The following is a 22,203-nucleotide window of genomic DNA, read 5'->3' on the forward strand; positions in this document are numbered from 1 at the left end:
CCCTCAGACCCGCAGCTTTTCGAGGCCGTCGGCCGTGGCGAGTTCGGCGGCGAACCACTCGATCGTGCGTTTCAGCCCCTCCGTGGCAGGCACCCGGGCCTGCCAGCCCAGCCGCTCCGCCGCCAGCGACGTGTCCGGCCGCCGGACCTTCGGGTCGTCGGCCGGACGGTCGATGAACTCGATCTCCGACGCCGACCCCGCCAGGTCCCTGACCATCGTGGCCAGCTCCAGCATCGTCAGCTCGTTGGGGTTGCCGATGTTGACCGGGCCCATGAAGTCGCTCCGGGCCATGGCCAGGATGCCGGACACGGTGTCGTCGACGTAGCAGATGGAGCGCGTCTGCGAGCCGTCCCCGGTGATGGTGATCGGCTCGCCCGTGAGCGCCTGCCGGATGAACGTCGGTATCGCCCGGCCGTCGAAGGGCCGCATGCGGGGCCCGTAGGTGTTGAAGATGCGTACGATGCCGGTGTCGGTGCCGCGCGAGTGGCGGTAGGCGGTGGTCAGGGACTCGGCGAAGCGCTTGGCCTCGTCATAGACGCTGCGCGGGCCGACCGGGTTGACGTTGCCCCAGTAGGTCTCGCGCTGGGGGTGCTCGAGCGGGTCGCCGTACACCTCGCTGGTGGAGGCCAGCACGAACCTGGCGCCCTTCTCCCTGGCCAGGCCCAGCGCGTGCAGCGTGCCGACGCTGCCCACCCGCAGGGTCTCGATCGGGTAGCGCAGGTAGTCGGCGGGGGAGGCGGCCGAGGCGAAGTGCAGCACGAGGTCCAGCCGCCCGCTGACGTGTACGTAGCCGGTCAGGTCGCACTCGACGATCCGGAACGCCGGCCGGTCGAGCAGGTGCTCGACGTTGCGCGGCCCGCCGGTCAGGAAGCTGTCCATGCAGACCACCTCCGCCCCCGCGTCCAGCAGCCGTTCACACAGGTACGACCCCAGGAACCCGGCGCCTCCGGTGACCAGAGCCCTCATGACGTGACCTCCAAGGCAGCGTCGACCACTTCGGAAACCTCGATCCGCAGCAGGCCGGGATCCACCCGCCGGCCGTGCGGATCCCCGCTCCGCCCCGCCCACAGCGCCACGTGACGCCAGCCGGGCGGTGGACCCCACAACGCCGGCGAGACCGGCCCGAACAGCACCACCGACGGCACGCAGAACGCCGTCGCCAGGTGCGCGACCCCGGTGTCGCCGCAGACCACCAGCTTCGACCTGCTGACCAGGTCGATCAGGCCGGCCAGCGACGTACGCCCGGCCAGCATGCGCGCCGGCGGCAGCCCCGCCAGCTCGGTGACCCGCTCGGCCAGCGGCACCTCGTCGGCGTTGCCCGTGACGACCACGTCGTCCAGGGCGGCGGCGACCTCGGCGAAACGCTCCGGTGGCCAGCGCCGCGCCGGGAAGGCCGCTCCCGGGTGCACGATCGCCGGACCCGTCCGGTCCGAGACGCCCAGCGTCAGGTCCGCCGGGTCGGCGGCGATGCCGTACCACTCCAGCAGGCCGCACCAGCGCCGCACCTCGTGCACCCCGTCCTGCCACGGCGGCCCGGTGCCGAAGCTGATCAGCCGCCCCGGGCCGGCGCGCCGCAGCGCGTCGGTGCTCTGCGGGCCGCGCCCGTGCAGGTTCACCGCGATGTCCGGCCGCTCGAACGGCACCGGACCCGGTCCCCGCACGTCCACCTGCGCGTCCACCGCGCCGGTCAGCGGTAGCAGGGCCTCCAGCGCCCGCGGTGCCGCCAGCGTGATCCGGTGCCGGGGGAACTCCTGGCGCAGCGCCCGCAGCGCGGGCACGGCCGTGAGCAGGTCGCCCAGGCCGAGCCCGCGCAGCACGAGCAGGTCTAGGGCCATGACGTCTCCGTGGACGGGCAGACCACCAGCTCCCTCACCTCGCATCCGGCCGGCTGCCGCAGCGCGAACACCACCGCCTGCGCCACGTCCGCCGGGTCGTTCAGCCCCGCCTCCGGCCCCGGCTTGTACTGCTCGGGCCGGCCGTCGAAGAAGCTCGTCCGCATGCCGCCGGGGATGAGCAGCGTCACCCCCACCTCCCCGCGCAGCTCGATGGCCAGCCCCCTGGTGAAGCCGACCACGCCGAACTTCGACGCCGAGTACGCCGAGGCGTCGCTCAGCGGCCGCAGCCCCAGCGTCGAGGCGCAGGTGACGACCTTGCCGCGGGTGTGCTTCAGGTACGGCAGCGCCGCCCGGACGACCGCGGCGGTGCCCAGCAGGTTCACCTGGATGACCCGCTCCCAGTCGGCGGCGGGCACGTCCTCCAGGCGGCCGCACGCGTCGATGCCCGCGGCCGTGACCACACCGTCCAGCCCGCCGGCCCGCTCGGCGAGCTCGCGTACCGCCCGCTCGGCCTCCCTCCGGTCGGCCAGGTCGGCTGTGACGTGATCGACGGAGCTCGAGCGCTGGTCGGGCTGCCGGACGTCGACGACCAGCGGACGCCAGCCCTCCTTCTCCACGGCCTCCGCGGTGGCCCGGCCGAGCCCGGAGGCGCCGCCGGTGATCAATATGTTCATCGGATCTCCCTGATCAGGTTGGTGGTCGAACGCCCCGGCAGCGTGCTCAGCACGACGGTCTCCGCGCCGAGCCTGCCGAGGATCTCGGATTCGGGCAGCACTTCCCCCTCGTAGTCGCCGCCCTTCACCCATACGTCGGGGCGCAGCAGCTCGATCACGGCCGCGGGGGTGTCCTCCTCGAACACCTGCACCGCGTCCACGCAGCTCAGCGCCCTGAGCACCTCGACCCGGTCGCGCACGTCCACGATGGGCCTGGCGGGGCCCTTCAGCCTGCGTACCGAGTCGTCGGAATTGACGCAGACGACGAGCGCGTCGCCCAGCGCCCTGGCCCGCCGCAGCAGGCTCACGTGGCCCGCGTGCAGCAGGTCGAAGCAGCCGCCGGTGGCGATCAGGCGGCCGCCGTACCCGCGGGTCAGCCGGGCCACCTCCAGCGCCGTGCGCGGCCGGTCACCCAGCCGCTGCTCCTGGACCCGGACCCCGGCGGCCCCGCCGCGCGCCACGAACCGCGAGGCCGCGGCCACGCCGGCGGTGACCGCCTCCACGGCGCCGGCGCCGTCACGCAGCGCCAGCGCCGCGGCGCCGGCGAACCGGTCGCCCGCGCCGCACGCGTCCCGGCCGGCGGCCGTCATCGGCGGTGGCACCTTGGTCAGCGGGCCGCCCTCGACGGCCAGCACGGCCCCGCGAGCCCCCGTCGTGACGGCCACCGCTCCGGCCCGCATGTCCCGCACCAGACGGCGGGCCGCCTGGTCGGGGCCCCGGCAGGCCGGGCACCAGCCACGTGCCTCCGCCTCGCTCGGCGTCAGCAGCGCGCACCCGGGGATCGGCCGCTCGCCCCGGGGATGCGGGTCCCACACCACCGGTACGGAGACCTCGCGCAGCAGGTCGCCGGCCATCCCGGCGACGCCCCTGCCGTAGTCCGACACGAGCACCGCGCCCGCGCGGCCGATCGCCTCGCGGGCCTCCTGGGCCGGGGCGTACCGGGCCAGGCCGTCGCCGGTGTCCAGCCTGAGCAGCGTCTGGCCGCCCGACCTGACCCTGGCCTTGCGCACGGTACGGCCCTGCAGCGGCAGCCGTACCAGCTCGACCTCCTCCGACAGCAGCCCGCACAGGCGGTGCCCGTCGGCGTCGTCGCCGATCGCCGTGATCAGCACGACGTCGGCGCCCTCGCGGGCCGCCAGCAGCGCGGCCAGCCCGGCCCCGCCCGGGCGCGCCTGCTCGGCGGCCACGTCGACCACCGGCACCGGCGCGTCCGGGCAGAGCCGCTCAGCCGGCCCCTCGACATCCACGTCCAGCAACGTGTCGCCGACGATCACCAGCGGATCCGTCACAGCGCATCCTCCAGCGCGTCGCAGAGCAGGTGGATCATCGCCAGGTGCACCTCCTGGACGGTGGCCGTCTCCTCGGCCGGGACGGCGACCGCCTCGTCGCAGAGGTCGGCCAGCGGGTTCGGCGCGGGACCCGTCATGGACCAGGACACGATCCCGAGCTCCTGCGCCGCCCGGGCCGCCGCCAGGACGTTCGGGCTGCCACCGCTGGTGGACAGGCACAGCAGCACGTCCCCCGGGCGGCCGTGCGCCCGCACCTGGCGGGCGTACATCTCCTCGGGGCCGAAGTCGTTGGCGATGGCCGTCAGCGACGAGCCGTCGGCGTGCAGCGGGATGGCCGCGTACGGCCGCCGGTCGTCCCTGAACCTGCCGACCAGCTCGGCCGTCAGGTGCTGCGCCTCGGCCGCCGAGCCACCGTTGCCGCAGGCCAGCAGCCTGCCCCCGGCGGTCAGTACGCCGGCCAGCTTGCCGCCCCAGGCCCTGACGGTGACCACGTGGTCATCGATCTTCTCCAAGGCGTTCCAGAGCTTTTCCAGATGAGCATCCATGATCAACCCCCCAGGGCCGCCAGACGGCAGACCTTGCCATCGATGACCTGCGTGTACACCGCTTCGGTCAGCTCGGCCACGCGTGCCCAGCCGTACCGCTCGCGGGCCCGCCGGGCTCCCGCCGCTCCGAGCTCCTCGCGCCTGCCCGGATCCCCCAGCACCTCCCGCAGCGCCCTGGCCAGGGCCCGCGGGCGGCGTGGCGGCACCAGCACGCCGCAGCCCGCGACCGTGTCCAGGTGCCCGCCGACCGCCGAGGCGACGACCGGCACGCCGCACGCCATCGCCTCGATCGGCACCATGCCGAACGGCTCGTACCAGGGCACCGTCACCACCACGTCGGCCGCGCGCATCAGCGCGGGCACGTGCTCGCGCGGCACGCTGCCGATCAGGTGCACGCGCCGCTCCACCGCGTTCGCGACGGCCAGCTCGCGCAGCCTGACGGCCTCGGCGTCGTCCGGGTGCCCGCCCGCGACCACCAGCTCGGTGCCGGGGAGCAGGCGCAGCGCCCTGATCACGGTGTCCACGCCCTTGCGCGGCACCATCCGGCCGATGCTCAGCACCGTCGCCCCGCCGGGCCGCGGCGCCACCGGCCCCTCCGGGCGGAACACCGACAGGTCCACCCCGCACGGCACCACCGAGACGCGCCGTTCGGGGATGCCCATCGCGCACAGCTCGCGTACCTCGTCGCTGCAGGTCGCCAGCACGGCGTCGGCCCGCTTGCCGATCTCGCGCTCGGCGCCGATCCGGTGCGCCGGGCTGGTGTCCGCGGCGCCCTGCCAGCGCCGCTTGACCGTGCCGAGCGCGTGGAAGGTCTGCACCACCGGCACCCCGCCGGCCGCCCCCAGCGCCGCCTGCCCGCTCATCCAGAAGTGCGCGTGCACGATGTCGGGCGGGCGCGCGGCCCAGCGGTCGGCCAGCCGGGCGGTGAACTCCGGTATGTACGGGGGCAGCTCGTCCTTCGAGAGGGAGACCGGGGGACCGGCCGTGACGTATTCGACCGTGACGCCCGGCGCCAGGGGCACCGACGCGGGCTGGGACGCCGAGGAACGCCGGGTGTGGATGACGACCGTGTGCCCGCGCTCGGCCAGCGCGACGGCGAGTGCGGCGACGTGCACGTTCTGGCCGCCCGAGTCGACGCCGCCGACCACGGCCAGCGGGTCCGCGTGCTCGGAGATGAGATCGACCTTCACTGAGTCAGCTCCCTCACTGCCTTGACCACCTGCTCACTGGTCACCTGGGACAGGCACGGATGCCCGGCCACCGGGCAGTCGCGCGCCCTGCTTCCTCGACAGGGCGCCCGCTGGTCGCCGAGCAACGTGAAGGGCACGCCGTACGGGGCCCACCGCGCTGCCGGGACGACCGGGGCGAACAGGCTCACGACCGGGGTGCCGACCGCCGCGGCAAGGTGCGCCGGGCCCGTGTTGCCGGCCACGAGCACATCGGCGCCTTCGATCACGGCGGCCAGTTCGGCGAATGTGGTCATGCCGCCGAGGTCGGCGGCGAGGGCGCCGGCGACGTAGGCGGTGAGATCACGTTCGGTTCCGGTCACGACGACCTGGTGCCCGTCTTCGACCAGCTCCCGTACGGTCTGCCGATGCCGGTCGGCGGGCCAGGTGCGGGCGGGGGCCGAGGTCCCTGGGTGCACCACGACATACGTGCCTTTGCCGGCATCGGTGCCGACGCCTAGGTGGTGCCCGAGAAATCCAGATATATCCGGCAATGGCCGCTGAACAGCGAGTTTGCCGTCGTCGCCCTTCGGCAGCCCGAACCCGGCCGCCCCGGCGACCGCCAGCATGCGCTCCGCCTCCGGCACGTCGGCGCTCTCGTCCACGACGTGCCGGACGTCGAGCAGGGAGCCCGGGTAGTCGTTGCTGATGGCCGTGATCCGGCTCACCCCGGCCAGCCTGAGCAGCAGCGCCAGCGGCAGCGCCGACTGGTGGAACGAGGTCAGCACGACCGCCTCGTCCACCCCGCCGAGGCCGGCCACCAGGGCGGCGACCTGGCCGCCGGTGACGGGCGGCGGAGTGTGGTCGATCCACGGCGCCCGCCACTCGATCACGCGGTCCACGCCGGGCAGCAGCTCGGCGGCGGCCCTGCCGTTCGGACCGGCCAGGAAGACCACCTCGCGGGCCAGCGTACGCACGGCCCTGACGGCGGGCCCGGCCAGCAGCACGTCACCGGCGTCGTCCAGCCGCGCCACCAGCACCCGCCCCCGATCCCCGGCACCACGGCGGGCCGCGGGTGCGCCGGTGCGAGCTCTCATCTCCGCGCCCTCCATTCCCCCCACAGCCGGTGCGCGCAGGCGACCGGCGGGATCACCGCGCTGGTGACGACCATCCGCGCCACCTCACCGGCGGTACGCGGCCCCGGCGCGATCCGCCGCCACGCGAACTCGCCGGTCGACACCCCCCACACGCCCGCCAGCAGCCCCGCCGCGACCGCCGTCCCCCGCCCCGGCGACCCGCCCGCCGGCCTTGCCTGCCCCGGCGATCCGCTCAGCGGGAGCCCGCCGCCGCGCGCCCGCGAGGCGCCCGCGGTCAGGGCGAGGACCACCGCCGCCAGGCCCGCGGCGGTCGTCAGCGCGTGCAGCCGCAACCGGCCGGGCACCCCGCCGATGTCCGCCCGCCAGCCCGGGCCGTGCAGGCGTCGCATGAGCGCGTCGTCGGCGTTGCCCCGCTGGAAGCGCACGCTCGCCCAGAACCCGTCCTGGCGCACCGGATGCTCCGTCACCCGCCGGCCCCTGACCAGCCGGTGCCCCGCCCGCCGGGCCCGCAGCGCGAGATCGGCGTCCTCCCGGTACGCCCGGGGGAACCGCTCGTCGAACCCGCCCAGCGACTCCAGCGCCGAACGCCGGTAGGCCATGTCGGCGGTCACCCACAGCGCCGAGGCCAGCCCGGCCGTGTGCCGCTCGGCGTCGGTGGGCGCCCGGCCGGCGGGCGGCGGCACCACGATGCGCCCCTGGCTGCCCGCCACGTCGCCGGGCAGGTCCACCAGGTCCTTCCAGACCGCCTCGGCCCACCCGGCCATGGGGACCACGTCGTCGTCCAGGAACGCCACCCAGGGCGTGTCCGCGGCCCGCCACCCGGCGTTGCGCGCCGCCGCCGGCCCCCGGCCGCCCGACCGCACCACCCGCACGTGCTCGGGCAGTCCCGCCAGGGCGTCGCCGGCCGGCCGGTCGTCCACCACGATCACCGGCAGCCCGGCGCCCACGGCCGCGAGCGTCGAGCGCAGCGTCTGCCGCCCCACGGTGGGGATCACCACGGTGATCACGAAGCGAACACCTCCCCGCGCCGCACCAGGTACGGCCCCAGCGCCAGCACGTCCACCGGCGCGGACCCGAAACACTCCAGCGCGTCCCGGGGATCGTCCACCATGGGCCGCCCGGCCGTGTTCAGGCTGGTGTTGACCACCACGGGCAGCCCCGTCAGCGCCTCGAACTCGGCCAGCACCCGCGCCATCAGCGGTTCCTCCGCCGGCGCGACCGTCTGGACGCGCGCCGTCCCGTCCACGTGCACCACCGCGGGAACGCGGTCCCTCCAGTCCGGATGCACGTCGTGCACGAACAGCATGTACGGCGACGGCACCGGCCCCCGCCCGAAGATCCCGGCGGCCCGCGACTCCAGTACCATCGGCGCGACGGGCCTGAACTGCTCGCGCCCCTTGACGTCGTTCAGCCGCTCGGTGTTGTGCGCGTACCCGGGATGGGCCAGCAGCGACCGGTGCCCGAGCGCGCGCGGCCCATACTCCGACCGCCCCTGAAACCAGGCCACGATCCGGTCGGCGGCCAGCTCGGCGGCCACGGCGGCGGCCAGGTCGGCGGGCCGCGTGTGCGGCACCCGGGCCACGTCCAGCCAGGCCCCCAGCTCCTCGTCGGTGAACCCGCGCCCGAGCGCCGCGCCCGGCATCGGCCCGGCCGGCTCGCCGTGGGCCTGGGCCAGGTGCAGCGCCCCGCCCAGCGCCGTGCCCGAGTCGCCCGCGGCAGGCTGCGCCCACACCTCGTCGAACGGCCCCTCGGCCAGCAGCCGGGTGTTGGCCACGCAGTTCAGCGCCACCCCGCCGGCCAGCGCGAGCCGCCGCTCGCCGGTGCGTTCGTGCAGCCAGCGGGCCAGCTCCAGCAGCACCTCCTCCAGCCGCGCCTGCACGCTGGCGGCCAGGTCGGCGTGGTCGGAGGTCCAGGGCGCGTCCTTGGGCAGGGCCTTGGCGTAGCCGCCCCAGTCGATCGGCTCGACCCGGAACCCGCCGTCGCCGGTCGGGTAGATGAGCTCGCGCAGCGACTCCAGGTGCCGCGGCCGGCCGTAGGAGGCCAGCGCCATCACCTTGTACTCGTCGCTGGAGCGCAGGAAGCCGAGGTGCTCGGTGACGTCCTCGTACATGAGGCCGAGCGAGTGCGGCAGCTCCTGGGCGGCCAGCACCTCCAGCTCGCCGTCGCGGTAGCGGCCCGCCAGGTGGGAGACGCTCTCGCCGCGCCCGTCGCACACCAGCACCGCGCAGTCCCGCCCCGACGACCACCGGGCGGCCAGCCCGGCCGAGGCGGCGTGCGCCACGTGGTGCGGCACGTACGAGACCCGGGCGGGATCCAGCCCCGGCAGCGCCGTGGCCAGGAAGGCGGGGGCGCGCACCGCGTACCTCGTGCGCAGGTCCTCCCAGTCGCCGTCCGGCCGGCCGGTCACGAGCGCCGGGTCGTAGGAGTAGGCCACGGCGTCGATGTCCTCCGGGCCGAGCCCCGCCTCGCGCAGGCACCACGCGGCGGCCTGCTCCGGCAGCTCCCACGCGGAGAACGCCAGCGGCCGCTTGCCGTGCTTGCGGCGGCTGAAGCGCTCCTCCTCCGCCGCGGCCACGATCTCGCCGTCGACCACGAGTGCGGCGGCCGGGTCGTGAAAGATCGCGTTGATGCCAAGAAACCTCATGATCCCCTCCCTCACACACTGCCGAGAACCGCTACCGAGAGAAGCGGTGCTCAAACCTGACGTACTGACTGACCTGCTGAAATGCGCCATGCTTCTATCGTTTGGTCACTCTGGGTAGTTGTTTGCCGGGTCGGCCCCCGGGTAGCTGGCCCGGCACGCGACGGAGGTGAGAGTTGTTCGAGAAGCGACGTCCCGGCGCCGTGCTCTTCGACCGGGACGGGACCTTGATCAGGGACGTGCCTTACAACGGTGACCCGAGGCTGGTCGAGCCCATGCCGGGCGCCGCGGAGGCACTGGGCCGGCTGCGCAGGGCCGACGTGCCGGTGGCCGTGGTCACCAACCAGTCCGGCGTGGCCAGGGGCCTGCTGTCGCCGGACGACATGGACCAGGTGAACGCCAGGGTGGAGGAGCTGCTCGGGCCGTTCGACGCGTGGGCGATCTGCGTGCACGACGACAACGACGGCTGTACGTGCCGCAAACCCGCGCCCGGGCTCGTGATCAGGGCGGCCGCCGTGCTCGACGTCAGCCCCCGCGACTGCGTGGTCGTGGGCGACATCGGCAGGGACATGGAGGCGGCCAGGGCGGCGGGGGCCCGCGGCATCCTGGTGCCGACACCGCAGACGCGCCGGGAGGAGATCGAGGAGGCCGCCGAGGTGGCGGACGATCTCATCGACGTCGTGGACCGGGTGCTGAGCGACGTGGCGGGCCCGGTGCCGGCCGTGTCGGCGCCCTGGGCCCGGGCCATGGGCTGGAGCCGGTGGTGAGGATCCTCCTGTGGCACGTCCACGGCTCGTGGACCAACGCCTTCGTCCAGGGCGGGCACGACTACACGCTTCCGCTCGTCCCCGGCCGTGGTCCCGACGGCCGGGGGCGGGCGCGTACATACGACTGGCCCGTGTCGGTCCGGGAGGTGCCGTGGGACCGGCTCCGCGACGAAACCGTCGACGTGGCCGTCTACCAGCGCCCGCACGAGCCGGAGCTGGCCCGCGAGTGGCTCGGCCGCGACGTGCCCGGCGTCTACGTCGAGCACAACACCCCCGCGGGCGACGTACCGCGCACCCGGCATCCGCTGGCCGGGCAGAGCGACCTCGCGCTGGTGCACGTCACCCACTTCAACGAGGTCTACTGGGACAACGGCCGGGCCCGCACGCGCGTCGTCGAGCACGGCGTGCCCGACCCCGGCCACCTCTACACCGGCGAACTGCCCAGGGCCGGCGTGGTGGTCAACGAGCCGGTACGCCGCGCCAGGGTCGCGGGGACCGACCTGCTGCCGCGCTTCGCCGCGCGGGTGCCCCTCGACGTGTTCGGGATGAAGGTGGCCGGGCTTCCGTACACCACGTACGAGGACCTGCCCCAGCACGCCATGCACGCCGAGCTCGCCCGGCGCCGCGTCTATCTGCACCCCTACCGCTGGACCTCGCTCGGGCTGGCCCTCATCGAGGCCATGACCCTGGGCCTGCCGGTGGTCGCGCTGGCCGCCACCGAGGCGGTCGAGGCCGTGCCGCCGGAGGCGGGCGTCCTGTCCACCCGGGTGGACGTGCTCGCCGGCGCCCTGCACGACTTCGTGACCGACCACGAGCGCGCGAGCCAGGCCGGCAAGGCCGCCAGGACCGCCGCGCTGGCCCGCTACGGGCTCGGCCGGTTCCTCGCGGACTGGGACCGGCTGCTTTCGGGGGCATGACGCCCGGACACCTGGGTAAGCGTGAGGAGCATGATGACGCTCGACTGGACTCGCAGGGCCGCCTGCCTCGACCTGGACCCGGAACTGTTCTTCCCGATCTCTCTGGAGGGCCCGGGTCGGTCGCAGGTCGAGCGGGCCAAACACGTCTGTCACGAGTGCCCCGTACGCCGCCCGTGCCTCGACTACGCGCTCACCACCAGGCAGGCGGACGGTGTGTGGGGCGGCACCGACCCGGCCCAACGCCGCGAGCTCGCCCGCCACCTGCCGGCGGCCTAGCCTGCTTGCGGGGTCAGCCCGGCAGGGCCGCCTCGAGGAAGCGCGCCCGCTCGTCCGCCGCCAGATGATCGCTGAACAGCACGCCGTCGAGATGATCGACCTCGTGCTGCAGCACCCTGGCCAGCACACCCAGCGCCCGCACGGTCACAGGCTTGCCGAACATGTCACGGCCACGGGCCGTGACCAGGTAGGAACGTTCCAGCGGCCACCACACACCAGGCGCCGACAGGCACGCCTCGTCGGCCACCACCCGCCGCTCCGACAGCTCCAGCCGCGGATTGACCAGGTGGCCCGACTTGCCGTCGTAGGAGTAGACCACCACCCGCACCGGCTCGCCGATCTGCGGGGCCGCCAGACCGGCCCGGCCGGCTCCCGCCCGCATCGTCGCGGTCAGGCTCTTGACCAGCAGCCGCAGCTCCCGGTCGAACTCCTGGACCGGCTCCGCGATCTCGCGGAGCACCGGATCATCGAACACGCGTATAGGCCGGACCGTCACCCGCAACTCCCCGATAGGCGGCGTCGTCATGATGGACGTTTCCCGCGACCGCGCCCCGCCAATCGCGCTTCGGCGGCCTTGTGGCATGCCGGACCGGCCTTGTAGCACAGCGGTAACAAAGGAGACCCAGCGGCGAAACCACCCGAAAGCAGTATCGGAGGGTGATCTCACTTGCGTCACACGCGCCTGTGATGCCGGGCCGGGAGCTCGGGGCCCGGCCCGGCATCACACCGACGACCTGGGACGACCTGGAGGTGTCCGTGCGAGCGGAAACAAGTGGCCGGCCGGCGGGGGCGCCATGAGCGTGCTCGCCTCCGAGGGCGGCCCGTCGCCGGAGACGGCGCCGGACGCCCTGTCGGGTTTCACCATCGGCGTGACCGCGACGAGGCGGCGCGAGGAGTTCGGCGCGCTGCTGGAGCGACGCGGCGCGCGGGTGGTGAGCGCCCCGGCGATCCGGCTCGTCCCGCTGGCCGAGGACGCCGACCTGCTGGCCGCGACCCGGCTCAGCCTGGCGGGCCCCATCGACGACGTGGTGGTCACCACCGGTGTGGGCTTCCGCGGCTGGATGGCCGCCGCCGAGGGCTGGGGCCTGTCGGCCGACCTGAGCGAGCACCTGTCCAGGTCCCGCCTGCTGACGCGCGGGCCCAAGGCCAGGGGAGCGGTACGCGCCGCCGGGTTGAACGACCACTGGACCCCGGCCACCGAGTCGTGCGAGGAGGTCAAGGAGTACCTGCTGGCCCAGGACCTGCGCGGCCGGCGCATCGCGGTGCAGCAGCACGGCGAGCCGCTCAACGACTTCGTGGCCGAGCTGCGCCAGGCGGGGGCCGAGGTGATCGAGATCCCGGTCTATCGGTGGCTGCCGTACCGGGACGTCTCGCCGCTGCGCCGGCTGATCAGCCAGGCGACCTCCGGATCCGTGGACGCGGTGGCCTTCACCAGCGCGCCCGCGGTGCACGCCATGCTGGGCATGGCCCGCGCCGAGGGGCTGGAGGAGGCGCTGCTGTCGGCGTTCGGCGGGCCCGTGGTGGCCGCCTGCGTGGGGCCGGTCACCGCCGGGCCGCTGACCTCGCGCGGCGTGCCGACGCTGCAGCCGGACCGCTCGCGGCTGGGCGCGCTGGCCCGCGCCCTGGCCCGGCACCTGCCCGAGCACGGCGTCACCCGGCTGGTGGCGGGCGAGCACCGGCTGGAGATCCGCGGCCACGCCGTGGTCGTGGACGGGGAGCTGCGGCCGCTGCCGCCGGCCCCGATGGCGGTGCTCAAGCGCCTGGCCGACAAGCCGGGGCACGTGGTGTCGCGCGGTGACCTGCGTACCGTGCTGCCGGGCAGCGCCGCCCGCGACTCGGCCGAGCACGCCGTGGAGATGGCCATCACCCGCCTGCGCCGCGCCCTCGGACCGGGCGGGATCGTCGAGACGGTCGTCAAACGCGGCTACCGCCTCGCCTGCCGGTACGAGGCCACCCTGTGACCCTGCCCCACCCGGCCACCCCCGGCGCCCCCATCCCCGGCGGATCTCCCACCCTCCTCCTGGCCGCGCACGGCACGCGCAGCGGCGCGGGGGAGCGCACGCTGGCGGCGCTGGCGGAGGCGGCCGCCGCGGCCCGCCCCGGGTGCCGCGTCGAGCTGGGCTACCTCGAGATCAGCTCGCCCCTCCTGTCCGCGGTCCTGCCCGCGGTGCGCGGTCCCGTGGTCGTCGTCCCGCTGCTGCTGGCAGGCGGCTTCCACGCCCATGTCGACCTGCCCGCCGTGGTCGCCGAGCACCGGCCCGACGCGGTGGTGGCTCGCTGGCTGGGCCCGCACCGGCTGCTGACGTCGGCGCTGGCCCGCAGGCTGGCCGGGGCGGGGCTGCGCGCGACGGACGCGGTCCTGCTCGGGGCCGCGGGCTCGGCCGATCCGGCCGCCCTCGCCGACGTCCGCGCCGCCGCCCACCGACTCGCCGTACGGCTGGCGCGCCCCGTCACGGCGGCCTTCGCCGCCTCGGGCACCCCGTCGCTGCCGGAGGCCATGGAACGGCTCGCTTCGACCCCGGCTGCCCCACGGGTGGCCATCGCCTCGTACGTGCTGGCGCCCGGCCACTTCCACGACCGCCTGGCCACCGCGGGCGCGGGGCTGGTGAGCGACCCCCTCGGCGCCGACCCGGACGTCGCGGCACTGATCTGGCACCGCTACGACGAGGCACTGACCGCCCTGCCCGCGACGCCGGCCCCGCACCAGGCCCCCCGCCGCCCCTCCACCCCGGCAACGCCGCACTCCAGCCCCGGCGGCCGGTCACTCAGGACCCGGTAGTCCGGTCCCGCGAGACCCGGGGAGATGCGAGACCCGGAGAGATGCGAGACCCGGGGAGACACGAGATCCAGGGAGACGCGAGACCCGGGGGAGACCGGTCGCGGGCGGATTCAGGAGGCCGGGTCGCCCGTCAGCTCCGGGACGGGCTCCAGGCGTAGTTCGCGGACGATCTCCCGGGCGCTCGCGTCGCGCGTCGGTCCGGCGTCGGCGCCCACGAACATCTCGATGTAGGCCCGGTGGAAGCAGCCCGCGATCAGCAGCCGCGCGCTCGCCTCCGGGTCCACGCCGGCCGCGATCCGCCCCAGCCGCTGCTCGGCCGCCAGATACGCGGCCAGCGGCGCGGTCTCCGCGGGCGGCCCGAGGCCCGTGTCGCGGATCGCCTCGCGGAAGCGGACGGTCACGTTGGGCGAGGTGAAGGCGGGCAGCGCCGCGCCCTGCACCTCCAGGTAGTAGTCGATCCCCGCGCGCGCCACCGGCAGGAGGTTGTCCGTCACGCGCCCCTTGCCGGCGCGGTGGGAGAGATCGTGGAGGATGCTGAGCCAGAGCGGGAGCCGGTCCTGCAGCAGGGCGAGGTAGTGGTCGACCGAGCCGCCGGCGCGGTCCTCCCTGACGGAGACGGCCATCTCCAGGATGCGCCGTCGTGTGTCCTGACTCCTCTGATGTGGGTCTACCTGGGAAGTAGCCATGGCGTGCCTAACGTGCGCGGTCGGTCAAGCCAGTGAGTGAAGCAGGTGTCACGGCACGGAGCCGAATGGGTTTCGCAGTTTCAGCGGCGCGGATCTGGGGGCCCAACTTCGGGCGATCGTGTATGGTCCCCGATTATTACTCGAAATCGCGAAAAATTGTTGAATTCAATCCCTGATCGTTAGCTGTCGGTGTCCCTGTCCCGCCGGCGCAGGTAGCGCTCGAACTCGGCGGCGATGGCATCCCCGCTGGCCTCGGGCAGCTCGGCGGCGTCCTTGCGCTCCTCGAGCTCCTTGACGTATTCGGCGACCTCGCTGTCCTGCGAGGCGAGCTCGTCGACGCCGCGCTCCCACGCCCGGGCCTCCTCGTCGAGGTCGCCCAGCGGCATCGGGACCTCCAGCACGTCCTCAAGACGGCGCAGCAGCGCCAGCGTGGCCTTCGGGTTGGGCGGCTGGGCGACATAGTGGGGCACCGACGCCCACAGCGAGATCGCGTCGAGCCCGGCCGCGCCGAACGAGTGCTGCAAGACCCCGACGATGCCCGTCGGGCCCTCGTAACGGCTCAGCTCCAGATTGGTCGAGCGGGCCAGCGCCGCGTTGGTCGCACCCCCGAGGATGGGCACGGGACGGGTGTGCGGCGAGTCGTTGAGCAGCGCGCCCAGCATCACCGCCAGCTCCACGCCCAGCTCGCGGCAGACCTCGATGATGTCGGCGCAGAAGGAGCGCCAGCGCATGTTGGGCTCGATGCCGCGCAGCAGCACGACGTCGCGCTCGCTGCCCGGCGGCCGCGCCCGCAGCAGCCGGGTCGTCGGCCACACGATCGACTGGGCGAGCCCGTCGCTCATCTCGACGACGGGCCGTGTCACCTGGAAGTCGTAGTAGTCGTCGGGGTCGAGCGCCACCAGCGGCTCGGCCTTCCAGGCGGACTCGAGATGGGCGATCACACCGCTGGAGGCCTCTCCCGCGTCGTTCCACCCCTCGAACGCGGCAATGAGCACCGGGTCGACGAGCTCGGGGAGCCCTTCGAGCTCTATCACGTGTCGCCTCCTCTCTCCATCGTCCAGCTAAGCCTATGCGGTCGGCAGGCATCAGCGTCACTGATCTCCCCCCGAAGCCCCGGGACCGCCTGTCACACGGGCGTTCCCGTGCTCGGCGGCCGCCGATGGCGGCCTACCCCCGCGACGGCCCCGCCACCCCCCGGCGGACCCGCCAGGAACGCCTCCGCACCCCCGCGACGGCCCCGCCGCGAACGCCTCCGCACCCCGCACCCCGCCGCAAGCCCCATCCCGGCTATGGCCGATCGAGCCACTGGCGAGAAGGCCGTCCGGGTGACACCCGATAAGCTCTACCCCATGAGCATCTCCCCGTCCTTCCGAGAAGTACTGTCCCAGCGCGTCATCGTCGCCGACGGGGCGATGGGCACGATGCTCCAAGCCCAGGACCCGACGATCGACGACTTCCACGGCCACGAGGGCTGCAACGAGGTGCTCAACGTCACCCGGCCCGACATCGTGCGCGGCGTGCACGACGCCTACTTCGCCGTCGGCGTCGACTGCGTGGAGACCAACACCTTCGGCGCCAATCTGGCCGCCCTCGGCGAATACGACATCGCCGATCGGGTATACGAATACTCCGAGGCCGGTGCCAGGATCGCGCGGGAGGCCGCGGAGCACTGGTCCACGCCCGACCAGCCGCGCTTCGTGCTCGGTTCGATGGGGCCGGGCACCAAGCTGCCCACCCTCGGCCACCTGCCCTATGCGAGCCTGCGCGACGCGTACCGCGACAACGCGGCGGGCCTGATCGCCGGGGGCGCCGACGCGCTGATCATCGAGACCTGCCAGGACCTGCTCCAGGTCAAGGCCGCCGTCATCGGCGCCCGGCGGGCCGCGGACGCCTCCGGGCGGGACATCCCGATCATCGCGCAGGTGACGATCGAGACCAACGGCGCGATGCTGCTCGGCTCCGAGATCGGCGCCGCCCTGACCGCGATCGAGCCGCTCGGCGTCGACGTCGTCGGCCTCAACTGCGCCACCGGCCCCGCCGAGATGAGCGAGCACCTGCGCTACCTCGCCCGCCACTCCCGGCTCAAGCTGTCCTGCATGCCCAACGCCGGCCTGCCGGTGCTCACCTCCGACGGCGCCTACTACCCGCTGTCGGCGGAGGAGCTGTCCGACGCGCACTCCACGTTCACCCGCGACTACGGACTGTCCCTGGTCGGCGGCTGCTGCGGCACCACCCCCGAGCACCTGCGCAAGGTCGTCGAGCGGGTGCGCGGCAACGAGGTCGCGCAGCGCCGCCCGCACCCCGAGCCGGGCGCCTCCTCCCTCTACCAGACCGTGCCGTTCCGGCAGGACACCTCCTACCTGGCCATCGGCGAGCGCTGCAACACCAACGGCTCCAAGGCCTTCCGCGAGGCCATGCTGGAGGGCCGCTGGGACGACTGCGTCGAGATGGCCCGCGACCAGGCCCGCGACGGCGCCCACATGCTCGACCTGTGCGTCGACTATGTCGGCCGCGACGGCGTGGCCGACATGAAGGAGCTGGCCTTCCGTTTCGCCACCGCCTCCACGCTGCCGGTCATGCTCGACTCGACCGAGCCCGCGGTGCTGCGGGCCGGGCTGGAGATGCTCGGCGGGCGCGCCGCCGTCAACTCCGTCAACTACGAGGACGGCGACGGTCCCGACTCCCGCTTCCAGAAGATCATGCGGCTGGTGCGCGAGCACGGCTCGGCCGTCGTCGCGCTCACCATCGACGAGGAGGGCCAGGCCCGCACCGCCGAGTGGAAGGTCCGCGTCGCCAGCCGCCTCATCGAGGACCTGACGGGCGACTGGGGCATGCGCGTCGAGGACATCATCGTCGACTGCCTGACCTTCCCCATCGCCACCGGCCAGGAGGAGACCAGGCGCGACGGCCTGGAGACCATCGAGGCCATCCGCGAGCTCAAGCGCCGCTACCCGGGCGTGCAGACCACGCTCGGCCTGTCCAACATCAGCTTCGGCCTCAACCCGGCCGCCCGGATGGTGCTCAACTCGGTGTTCCTCAACGAGTGCGTCAACGCCGGGCTCGACTCCGCCATCGTGCACGCCTCCAAGATCCTTCCGATGGCCCGCATTCCCGACGAGCAGCGCCAGGTCGCCCTCGACATGGTCTACGACCGGCGCCGCGACGGCTACGACCCGCTGCAGCGGTTCATGGAGCTGTTCGAGGGCGTCGACGCCGCCGCCCTGCGCGCGGGCAAGGCCGAGGAGCTGGCCGCGCTGCCGCTGTGGGAGCGGCTCAAGCGGCGCATCATCGACGGTGAGAAGAAGGGCCTGGAGACCGACCTCGACACCGCCCTGGAGCAGCGGCCCGCCCTGGAGATCATCAACGACGTGCTGCTCGACGGCATGAAGACGGTCGGCGAGCTGTTCGGCTCCGGGCAGATGCAGCTCCCGTTCGTGCTGCAGTCGGCCGAGGTGATGAAGACCGCCGTCGCCTACCTGGAGCCGCACATGGAGCGGGTCGAGGGCGAGTCCAAGGGCCGCATCGTGCTGGCCACCGTCAAGGGCGACGTGCACGACATCGGCAAGAACCTCGTCGACATCATCCTGTCCAACAACGGCTACCAGGTGGTCAACCTCGGCATCAAGCAGCCGGTCTCGGCCATCCTGGAGGCCGCCGACGAGCAGAAGGCCGACGTCATCGGCATGTCGGGGCTGCTGGTCAAGTCGACGGTCATCATGAAGGAAAACCTGGAGGAGATGAACTCCAGGGGCCTGTCGGAGAAATACCCCGTGCTGCTCGGCGGTGCCGCGCTGACCCGCGCCTACGTCGAGCAGGACCTGGCCGAGCTGTTCTCGGGCGAGGTGCGTTACGCCCGCGACGCGTTCGAGGGGCTGCGGCTGATGGACGCGTTCATGGCGGTCAAGCGCGGCGTCGCCGGGGCGACGCTGCCGCCGCTGCGCGAGCGCCGCGTCAAGACCGGCGCCGTGCTGGTCCGCACGCCCGTCGAGGAGCTGCCCGCCCGCTCCGACGTGGCCGCCGGCAACCCCGTCCCGCGGGCTCCCTTCCACGGCGACCGCGTCGTCAAGGGCATCTCCCTGACCGAATACTCCGCCTTCCTCGACGAGCGGGCCCTCTTTCTCGGCCAGTGGGGGCTCAAGCCCACCAGGGGCAGCGACGGGCCCGGCTATGAGGAGCTGGTCGAGACCGAGGGCCGGCCGCGGCTGCGCATGTGGCTGGACCGCATCCAGACCGAGGGGCTGCTGGAGGCGGCCGTCGTCTACGGCCACTTCCCGTGCGTCTCCGACGGTGACACGCTGATCGTGCTCGACGACGACGGCGGCGAGCGCACCCGCTTCACCTTCCCGCGCCAGCGCCGCGACCGCCACCTGTGCCTGTCCGACTTCTTCCGCTCCAAGGACTCCGGCGAGGTCGACGTGGTCGGCTTCCAGGTGGCCACCATGGGCTCGAAGATCTCCGAGGCCACGGCCGAGCTGTTCGCCAAGGACGCCTACCGCGACTACCTGGAGCTGCACGGCCTGTCGGTGCAGCTCACCGAGGCGCTGGCCGAATACTGGCACGCCCGGGTGCGCTCGGAGTGGGGCATCGGCGGCGAGGAGTCGCTCGACGACATGCTCAAGGTCAACATCCAGGGCTGCCGCTACTCCTTCGGCTACCCGGCCTGCCCCAACCTGGAGGACCAGCAGCAGCTCTTCCAGCTCCTGGCCCCCGAGCGCATCGGGGTCACGCTCTCGGAGGAGTTCCAGCTCCACCCCGAGCAGGCCACCTCCGCCCTCGTCGCCCACCACCCCGAGGCGAAATACTTCAACGTCTGACCCGCCACCGGCCGCCCGCCGTTCACCGGCGGGCGATGACAACGGCAAGCACGTGAGCACCGATCGGGGGCGGGGATGCAGGCGGTCTTCTTCGACATGGACGGGCTGCTGGTCGACAGCGAGAGAGTCTGGCTGGAGATCGAGACCGAGGTGATGGCCAGGCTCGGCGCCGAGTGGACGTCCGAGCACCAGCTCCACCTGGTCGGCGGGTCCATGGAGCGCACGGTCGGCTACATGCTGGCCGTGTCCGGCTCGCGGGAGAGCGCCGCGACCGTGGCCGGCTGGATGGTCGCGGGCATGGTGGAGCGCCTGTCGCGGGGGGTGAGCGTCATGCCGGGCGCCGCCGAACTGCTCGACGCGCTGCGGGGCGAGGGCGTGCCCGTGGGTCTGGTCACCTCGTCGCTGAAGGAGATCGCCGACGCGGTGCTCAAGGGCGTGGGCCGCGACCGGTTCGACGTCATCGTCACCGCGGGCGACGTCTCCCGTACCAAGCCCGACCCGGAGCCGTACCTGACGGCCTCGCGGCTGCTGGGCGTCGAGCCGATGTGCTGCGTGGTGCTGGAAGACTCGCCCAACGGCGTCGCGGCGGCCACGGCCGCCGGCTGCGCGGTCGTGGCCGTGCCCAGCCTGCTGGCCATCGACTCCGCGCCGGGGCGGCTCGTGGTCTCCTCCCTCCAGGACGTCGGCGTCGCCGACCTGCGCGCCCTCATCACCGTCTGACAGCGATGAGGTGGGCGGGCACCATCCGCCGGATCCGACCCACCCTCTGACAGAGGCCGCCACGTCGTCCGCGCCCGCGGGGGACCCCTGGTGATCCCCTAGGGGACAAGTGGTCCTCGCGGAGGAGGGGCGGGCGCGGATTCGCGTGCCAGGATGGAGTCAGGAGCGACGACGAGGGGCGGCACGATGGACTTCAACACGATCGCTTGGCTACCGCTGTGCGGCGGGGCGACCGCGGTGGGCCTGGTGCTCAGCTTCCTGGCGTTCAGGCGCAGGGGAGCGGTGGCGGGGACGAGGGTGGCGGCGTGGGCGCTGCTGCCGCTGGCGGCCTACCTGACCAACGCGCTGCAGACCCTGTGGACCATCGGCGCCAGCATCGTGACCTTCGTGACCAGCCTGGTGTTCAACCCGCTCGTGTGGGCCGGGGTGGCCGTCGCGGGGTTGTCGGTGGTGCTGTTCATGGTGTCCGGGGTGCTGCGCGGCAGGACGCTGTCGATCGGCAGGCGCAAGAGCTCCAAGGAGCCCGCCAAGGCACCCGCGCAGGGGCCCGCCGTTCAGCCTTCAGCGAACAAGCCGGCCGCGGCGGCCAAGCCGCAGCCCGCCGTCGGCGCCCAGAAGCCGGCCAAGGGCGACGACGACTTCGCCGACATCGAGGAGCTTCTCAAGCGGCGCGGCATCAGCTGATTTCGTGGCCGAGCCGGACTCTGTGTCACAGTTCCGAGACGCAACCGGAACGCTGTCTAGACAATCTCTACAAGATCGATACGAATGAGTTTCGCATCAATCACAGATTAGCCACATAGCACTCCGAGGGACTGGTCATACCAGCTCAGGCCATAGATTCTGCCTCCTGAGGTCGCGACTCGCGGTCTAAAGTACGTAGTTCAACGACGGCCGTCGTCTGGTACCAGGGGGCAATTCGGCATGACCGCACCGCTAGACGTTTCCGGCTCCGCATCAGAAGCTCAACCGGAGTCGGTGCTCGCGGGAGCGGGCAAGGCGATCCAGGGCCGATCCCTCACCCGGATCGCGTGGATGCGCCTCAGGCGCGACAAGGTCGCCCTCACGGGCGGGGTCGTCGTGCTGCTGCTCATCCTGGTGGCGATCTTCTCCTCGCCCATCATCTCCTTGTTCGGGCACCCGCCGCTGGAGTTCCACCAGGACCGGATCGACCCGGCCACGCTCCTGCCCAAGGGCACCTTCGGCGGCATGAGCGGCGACTACCTGCTCGGCGTCGAGCCGGTCAACGGCCGGGACATCTTCAGCCGCATCGTGGCCGGCGCCTGGGTCTCGCTGCTGATCGGCTTCCTGGCCACCGTCCTGTCGGTCGTCATCGGCACCGTACTGGGCGTGATCGCCGGCTACTTCGGCGGCTGGGTCGACCAGGTGATCGGCCGCCTGATGGACGTCTTCCTGGCCTTCCCCCTGCTGGTCTTCGCCATCGCGCTGGCGGGCGTCATCCCCGACAAGGGGTTCGGCCTGGAGGGCAACGGGCTGCGCATCGCGATGCTGATCTTCATCATCGGCTTCTTCAGCTGGCCCAGCATCGGCCGCATCGTCCGGGGCCAGACCCTCTCCCTGCGCGAGCGCGAGTTCGTCGACGCGGCCCGCAGCCTGGGGGCGCGCAACGGCTACATCCTGTTCCGCGAGATCATGCCCAACCTGATGGCGCCGATCCTGGTGTACGCCACCCTGCTCATTCCGACCAACATCCTGTTCGAGGCGGCGCTCTCCTTCCTCGGGGTCGGCATCAACCCGCCCACCCCGACCTGGGGCGGCATGCTCTCCGAAGCGGTCCGCTTCTACACGCTGCCGCACTTCGTGCTCTTCCCAGGGTTGGCGATCTTCGTCACCGTCCTGGCGTTCAACCTGTTCGGCGACGGACTGAGGGACGCCTTCGACCCGCGGGCTCACTGAACTCCGCACAGGCTTCGTCCCCCGCATCTCACTAATCAAGG

21 protein-coding genes are annotated in these 22,203 nt (G+C 73.1%); 9 read left to right on the forward strand and 12 right to left on the reverse strand.

Features of this window, described 5'->3' with window-relative positions:
- Positions 1–3: 3 nt before the first annotated feature.
- From ABGB18_RS18670 to ABGB18_RS18710, 9 genes are read right to left on the reverse strand one after another with little or no spacing between them, the layout of a single operon-like run.
- Positions 4–966, reverse strand: a complete 963-nt coding sequence (locus ABGB18_RS18670; protein WP_347696784.1) for a UDP-glucuronic acid decarboxylase family protein — start codon at positions 964–966, stop codon at positions 4–6.
- Positions 963–1,835 (reverse strand): glycosyltransferase family 9 protein, encoded by an 873-nt coding sequence (locus ABGB18_RS18675; protein WP_347696785.1) that lies wholly within the window; start codon positions 1,833–1,835, stop codon positions 963–965. Before ABGB18_RS18675 ends, ABGB18_RS18670 begins: the two co-directional genes overlap by 4 nt.
- Complete coding sequence (locus ABGB18_RS18680) at positions 1,826–2,509, reverse strand: SDR family oxidoreductase (RefSeq protein WP_347696786.1); 684 nt, start codon at positions 2,507–2,509, stop codon at positions 1,826–1,828. The genes ABGB18_RS18675 and ABGB18_RS18680 overlap by 10 nt, the downstream gene beginning before the upstream one ends.
- Positions 2,506–3,837 carry a PfkB family carbohydrate kinase gene (locus ABGB18_RS18685; RefSeq protein ID WP_347696787.1) on the reverse strand — a complete coding sequence of 444 codons (1,332 nt, stop codon included), beginning with the start codon at positions 3,835–3,837 and terminating at the stop codon, positions 2,506–2,508. The genes ABGB18_RS18680 and ABGB18_RS18685 overlap by 4 nt, the downstream gene beginning before the upstream one ends.
- The gene (locus ABGB18_RS18690; protein ID WP_347696788.1) at positions 3,834–4,382 is read right to left on the reverse strand and encodes an SIS domain-containing protein; all 549 of its coding nucleotides are present in this window, start codon (positions 4,380–4,382) and stop codon (positions 3,834–3,836) included. Before ABGB18_RS18690 ends, ABGB18_RS18685 begins: the two co-directional genes overlap by 4 nt.
- Positions 4,383–4,384: 2 nt before the next feature.
- On the reverse strand, positions 4,385–5,572 hold the full coding sequence (locus tag ABGB18_RS18695) for a glycosyltransferase (RefSeq protein WP_347696789.1): 1,188 nt from the start codon (positions 5,570–5,572) through the stop codon (positions 4,385–4,387).
- Entirely contained in the window at positions 5,569–6,645 is a 1,077-nt protein-coding gene (locus ABGB18_RS18700; RefSeq protein ID WP_347696790.1) for a glycosyltransferase family 9 protein, read from the reverse strand. The genes ABGB18_RS18695 and ABGB18_RS18700 overlap by 4 nt, the downstream gene beginning before the upstream one ends.
- Positions 6,642–7,652 carry a glycosyltransferase gene (locus tag ABGB18_RS18705; RefSeq protein ID WP_347696791.1) on the reverse strand — a complete coding sequence of 337 codons (1,011 nt, stop codon included), beginning with the start codon at positions 7,650–7,652 and terminating at the stop codon, positions 6,642–6,644. The genes ABGB18_RS18700 and ABGB18_RS18705 overlap by 4 nt, the downstream gene beginning before the upstream one ends.
- On the reverse strand, positions 7,649–9,289 hold the full coding sequence (locus ABGB18_RS18710) for a carbamoyltransferase C-terminal domain-containing protein (RefSeq protein WP_347696792.1): 1,641 nt from the start codon (positions 9,287–9,289) through the stop codon (positions 7,649–7,651). The genes ABGB18_RS18705 and ABGB18_RS18710 overlap by 4 nt, the downstream gene beginning before the upstream one ends.
- 173 nt (positions 9,290–9,462) lie before the next feature.
- Here ABGB18_RS18710 and ABGB18_RS18715 point away from each other — a divergent pair, with 173 nt between their 5' ends.
- From ABGB18_RS18715 to ABGB18_RS18725, 3 genes are read left to right on the forward strand one after another with little or no spacing between them, the layout of a single operon-like run.
- Positions 9,463–10,053, forward strand: a complete 591-nt coding sequence (locus tag ABGB18_RS18715; RefSeq protein WP_347696793.1) for an HAD-IIIA family hydrolase — start codon at positions 9,463–9,465, stop codon at positions 10,051–10,053.
- A complete protein-coding gene (locus tag ABGB18_RS18720) occupies positions 10,050–10,970 on the forward strand; it encodes a glycosyltransferase (protein ID WP_347696794.1) in 921 nt (306 codons plus the stop codon). Before ABGB18_RS18715 ends, ABGB18_RS18720 begins: the two co-directional genes overlap by 4 nt.
- Positions 10,971–11,000: 30 nt before the next feature.
- On the forward strand, positions 11,001–11,246 hold the full coding sequence (locus ABGB18_RS18725; protein ID WP_347696795.1) for a WhiB family transcriptional regulator: 246 nt from the start codon (positions 11,001–11,003) through the stop codon (positions 11,244–11,246).
- 13 nt (positions 11,247–11,259) lie between these two features.
- Here the strand turns inward: ABGB18_RS18725 and ABGB18_RS18730 are convergent, their stop codons facing one another.
- Positions 11,260–11,772, reverse strand: a complete 513-nt coding sequence (locus ABGB18_RS18730) for a peptide deformylase (protein WP_347696796.1) — start codon at positions 11,770–11,772, stop codon at positions 11,260–11,262.
- A 268-nt stretch (positions 11,773–12,040) separates the two neighbouring features.
- Between ABGB18_RS18730 and ABGB18_RS18735 the strand changes: the two genes are divergently transcribed.
- Positions 12,041–13,207 carry a uroporphyrinogen-III synthase gene (locus tag ABGB18_RS18735; RefSeq protein ID WP_347696797.1) on the forward strand — a complete coding sequence of 389 codons (1,167 nt, stop codon included), beginning with the start codon at positions 12,041–12,043 and terminating at the stop codon, positions 13,205–13,207.
- Positions 13,204–14,025, forward strand: coding sequence for a CbiX/SirB N-terminal domain-containing protein (locus ABGB18_RS18740; protein ID WP_347696798.1), 822 nt, complete (start codon positions 13,204–13,206; stop codon positions 14,023–14,025). Before ABGB18_RS18735 ends, ABGB18_RS18740 begins: the two co-directional genes overlap by 4 nt.
- A 110-nt stretch (positions 14,026–14,135) precedes the next feature.
- Here ABGB18_RS18740 and ABGB18_RS18745 read toward each other — a convergent pair whose 3' ends face one another.
- Both ABGB18_RS18745 and ABGB18_RS18750 read right to left on the reverse strand, forming a co-directional pair.
- Positions 14,136–14,648, reverse strand: a complete 513-nt coding sequence (locus ABGB18_RS18745) for a hypothetical protein (protein ID WP_347696799.1) — start codon at positions 14,646–14,648, stop codon at positions 14,136–14,138.
- 242 nt (positions 14,649–14,890) lie between these two features.
- On the reverse strand, positions 14,891–15,745 hold the full coding sequence (locus ABGB18_RS18750) for a PAC2 family protein (RefSeq protein ID WP_347696800.1): 855 nt from the start codon (positions 15,743–15,745) through the stop codon (positions 14,891–14,893).
- A 315-nt stretch (positions 15,746–16,060) separates the two neighbouring features.
- On the opposite strand from ABGB18_RS18750, the gene metH reads away from it, so the two are divergent.
- The 4 genes from metH (at position 16,061) to ABGB18_RS18770 (ending at position 22,162) form a co-directional block, all read left to right on the forward strand.
- On the forward strand, positions 16,061–19,525 hold the full coding sequence (metH, locus tag ABGB18_RS18755; protein WP_347696801.1) for a methionine synthase: 3,465 nt from the start codon (positions 16,061–16,063) through the stop codon (positions 19,523–19,525).
- A 75-nt stretch (positions 19,526–19,600) separates the two neighbouring features.
- A complete protein-coding gene (locus ABGB18_RS18760) occupies positions 19,601–20,245 on the forward strand; it encodes an HAD family phosphatase (RefSeq protein WP_347696802.1) in 645 nt (214 codons plus the stop codon).
- A gap of 186 nt (positions 20,246–20,431) precedes the next feature.
- Entirely contained in the window at positions 20,432–20,929 is a 498-nt protein-coding gene (locus tag ABGB18_RS18765) for a cellulose synthase (protein ID WP_347696803.1), read from the forward strand.
- A gap of 240 nt (positions 20,930–21,169) precedes the next feature.
- Entirely contained in the window at positions 21,170–22,162 is a 993-nt protein-coding gene (locus ABGB18_RS18770; protein WP_347696804.1) for an ABC transporter permease, read from the forward strand.
- Positions 22,163–22,203: the final 41 nt, after the last annotated feature.

It is taken from the genome of Nonomuraea sp. B12E4 (assembly GCF_039871825.1).
Taxonomy (GTDB): Bacteria; Actinomycetota; Actinomycetes; order Streptosporangiales; family Streptosporangiaceae; genus Nonomuraea.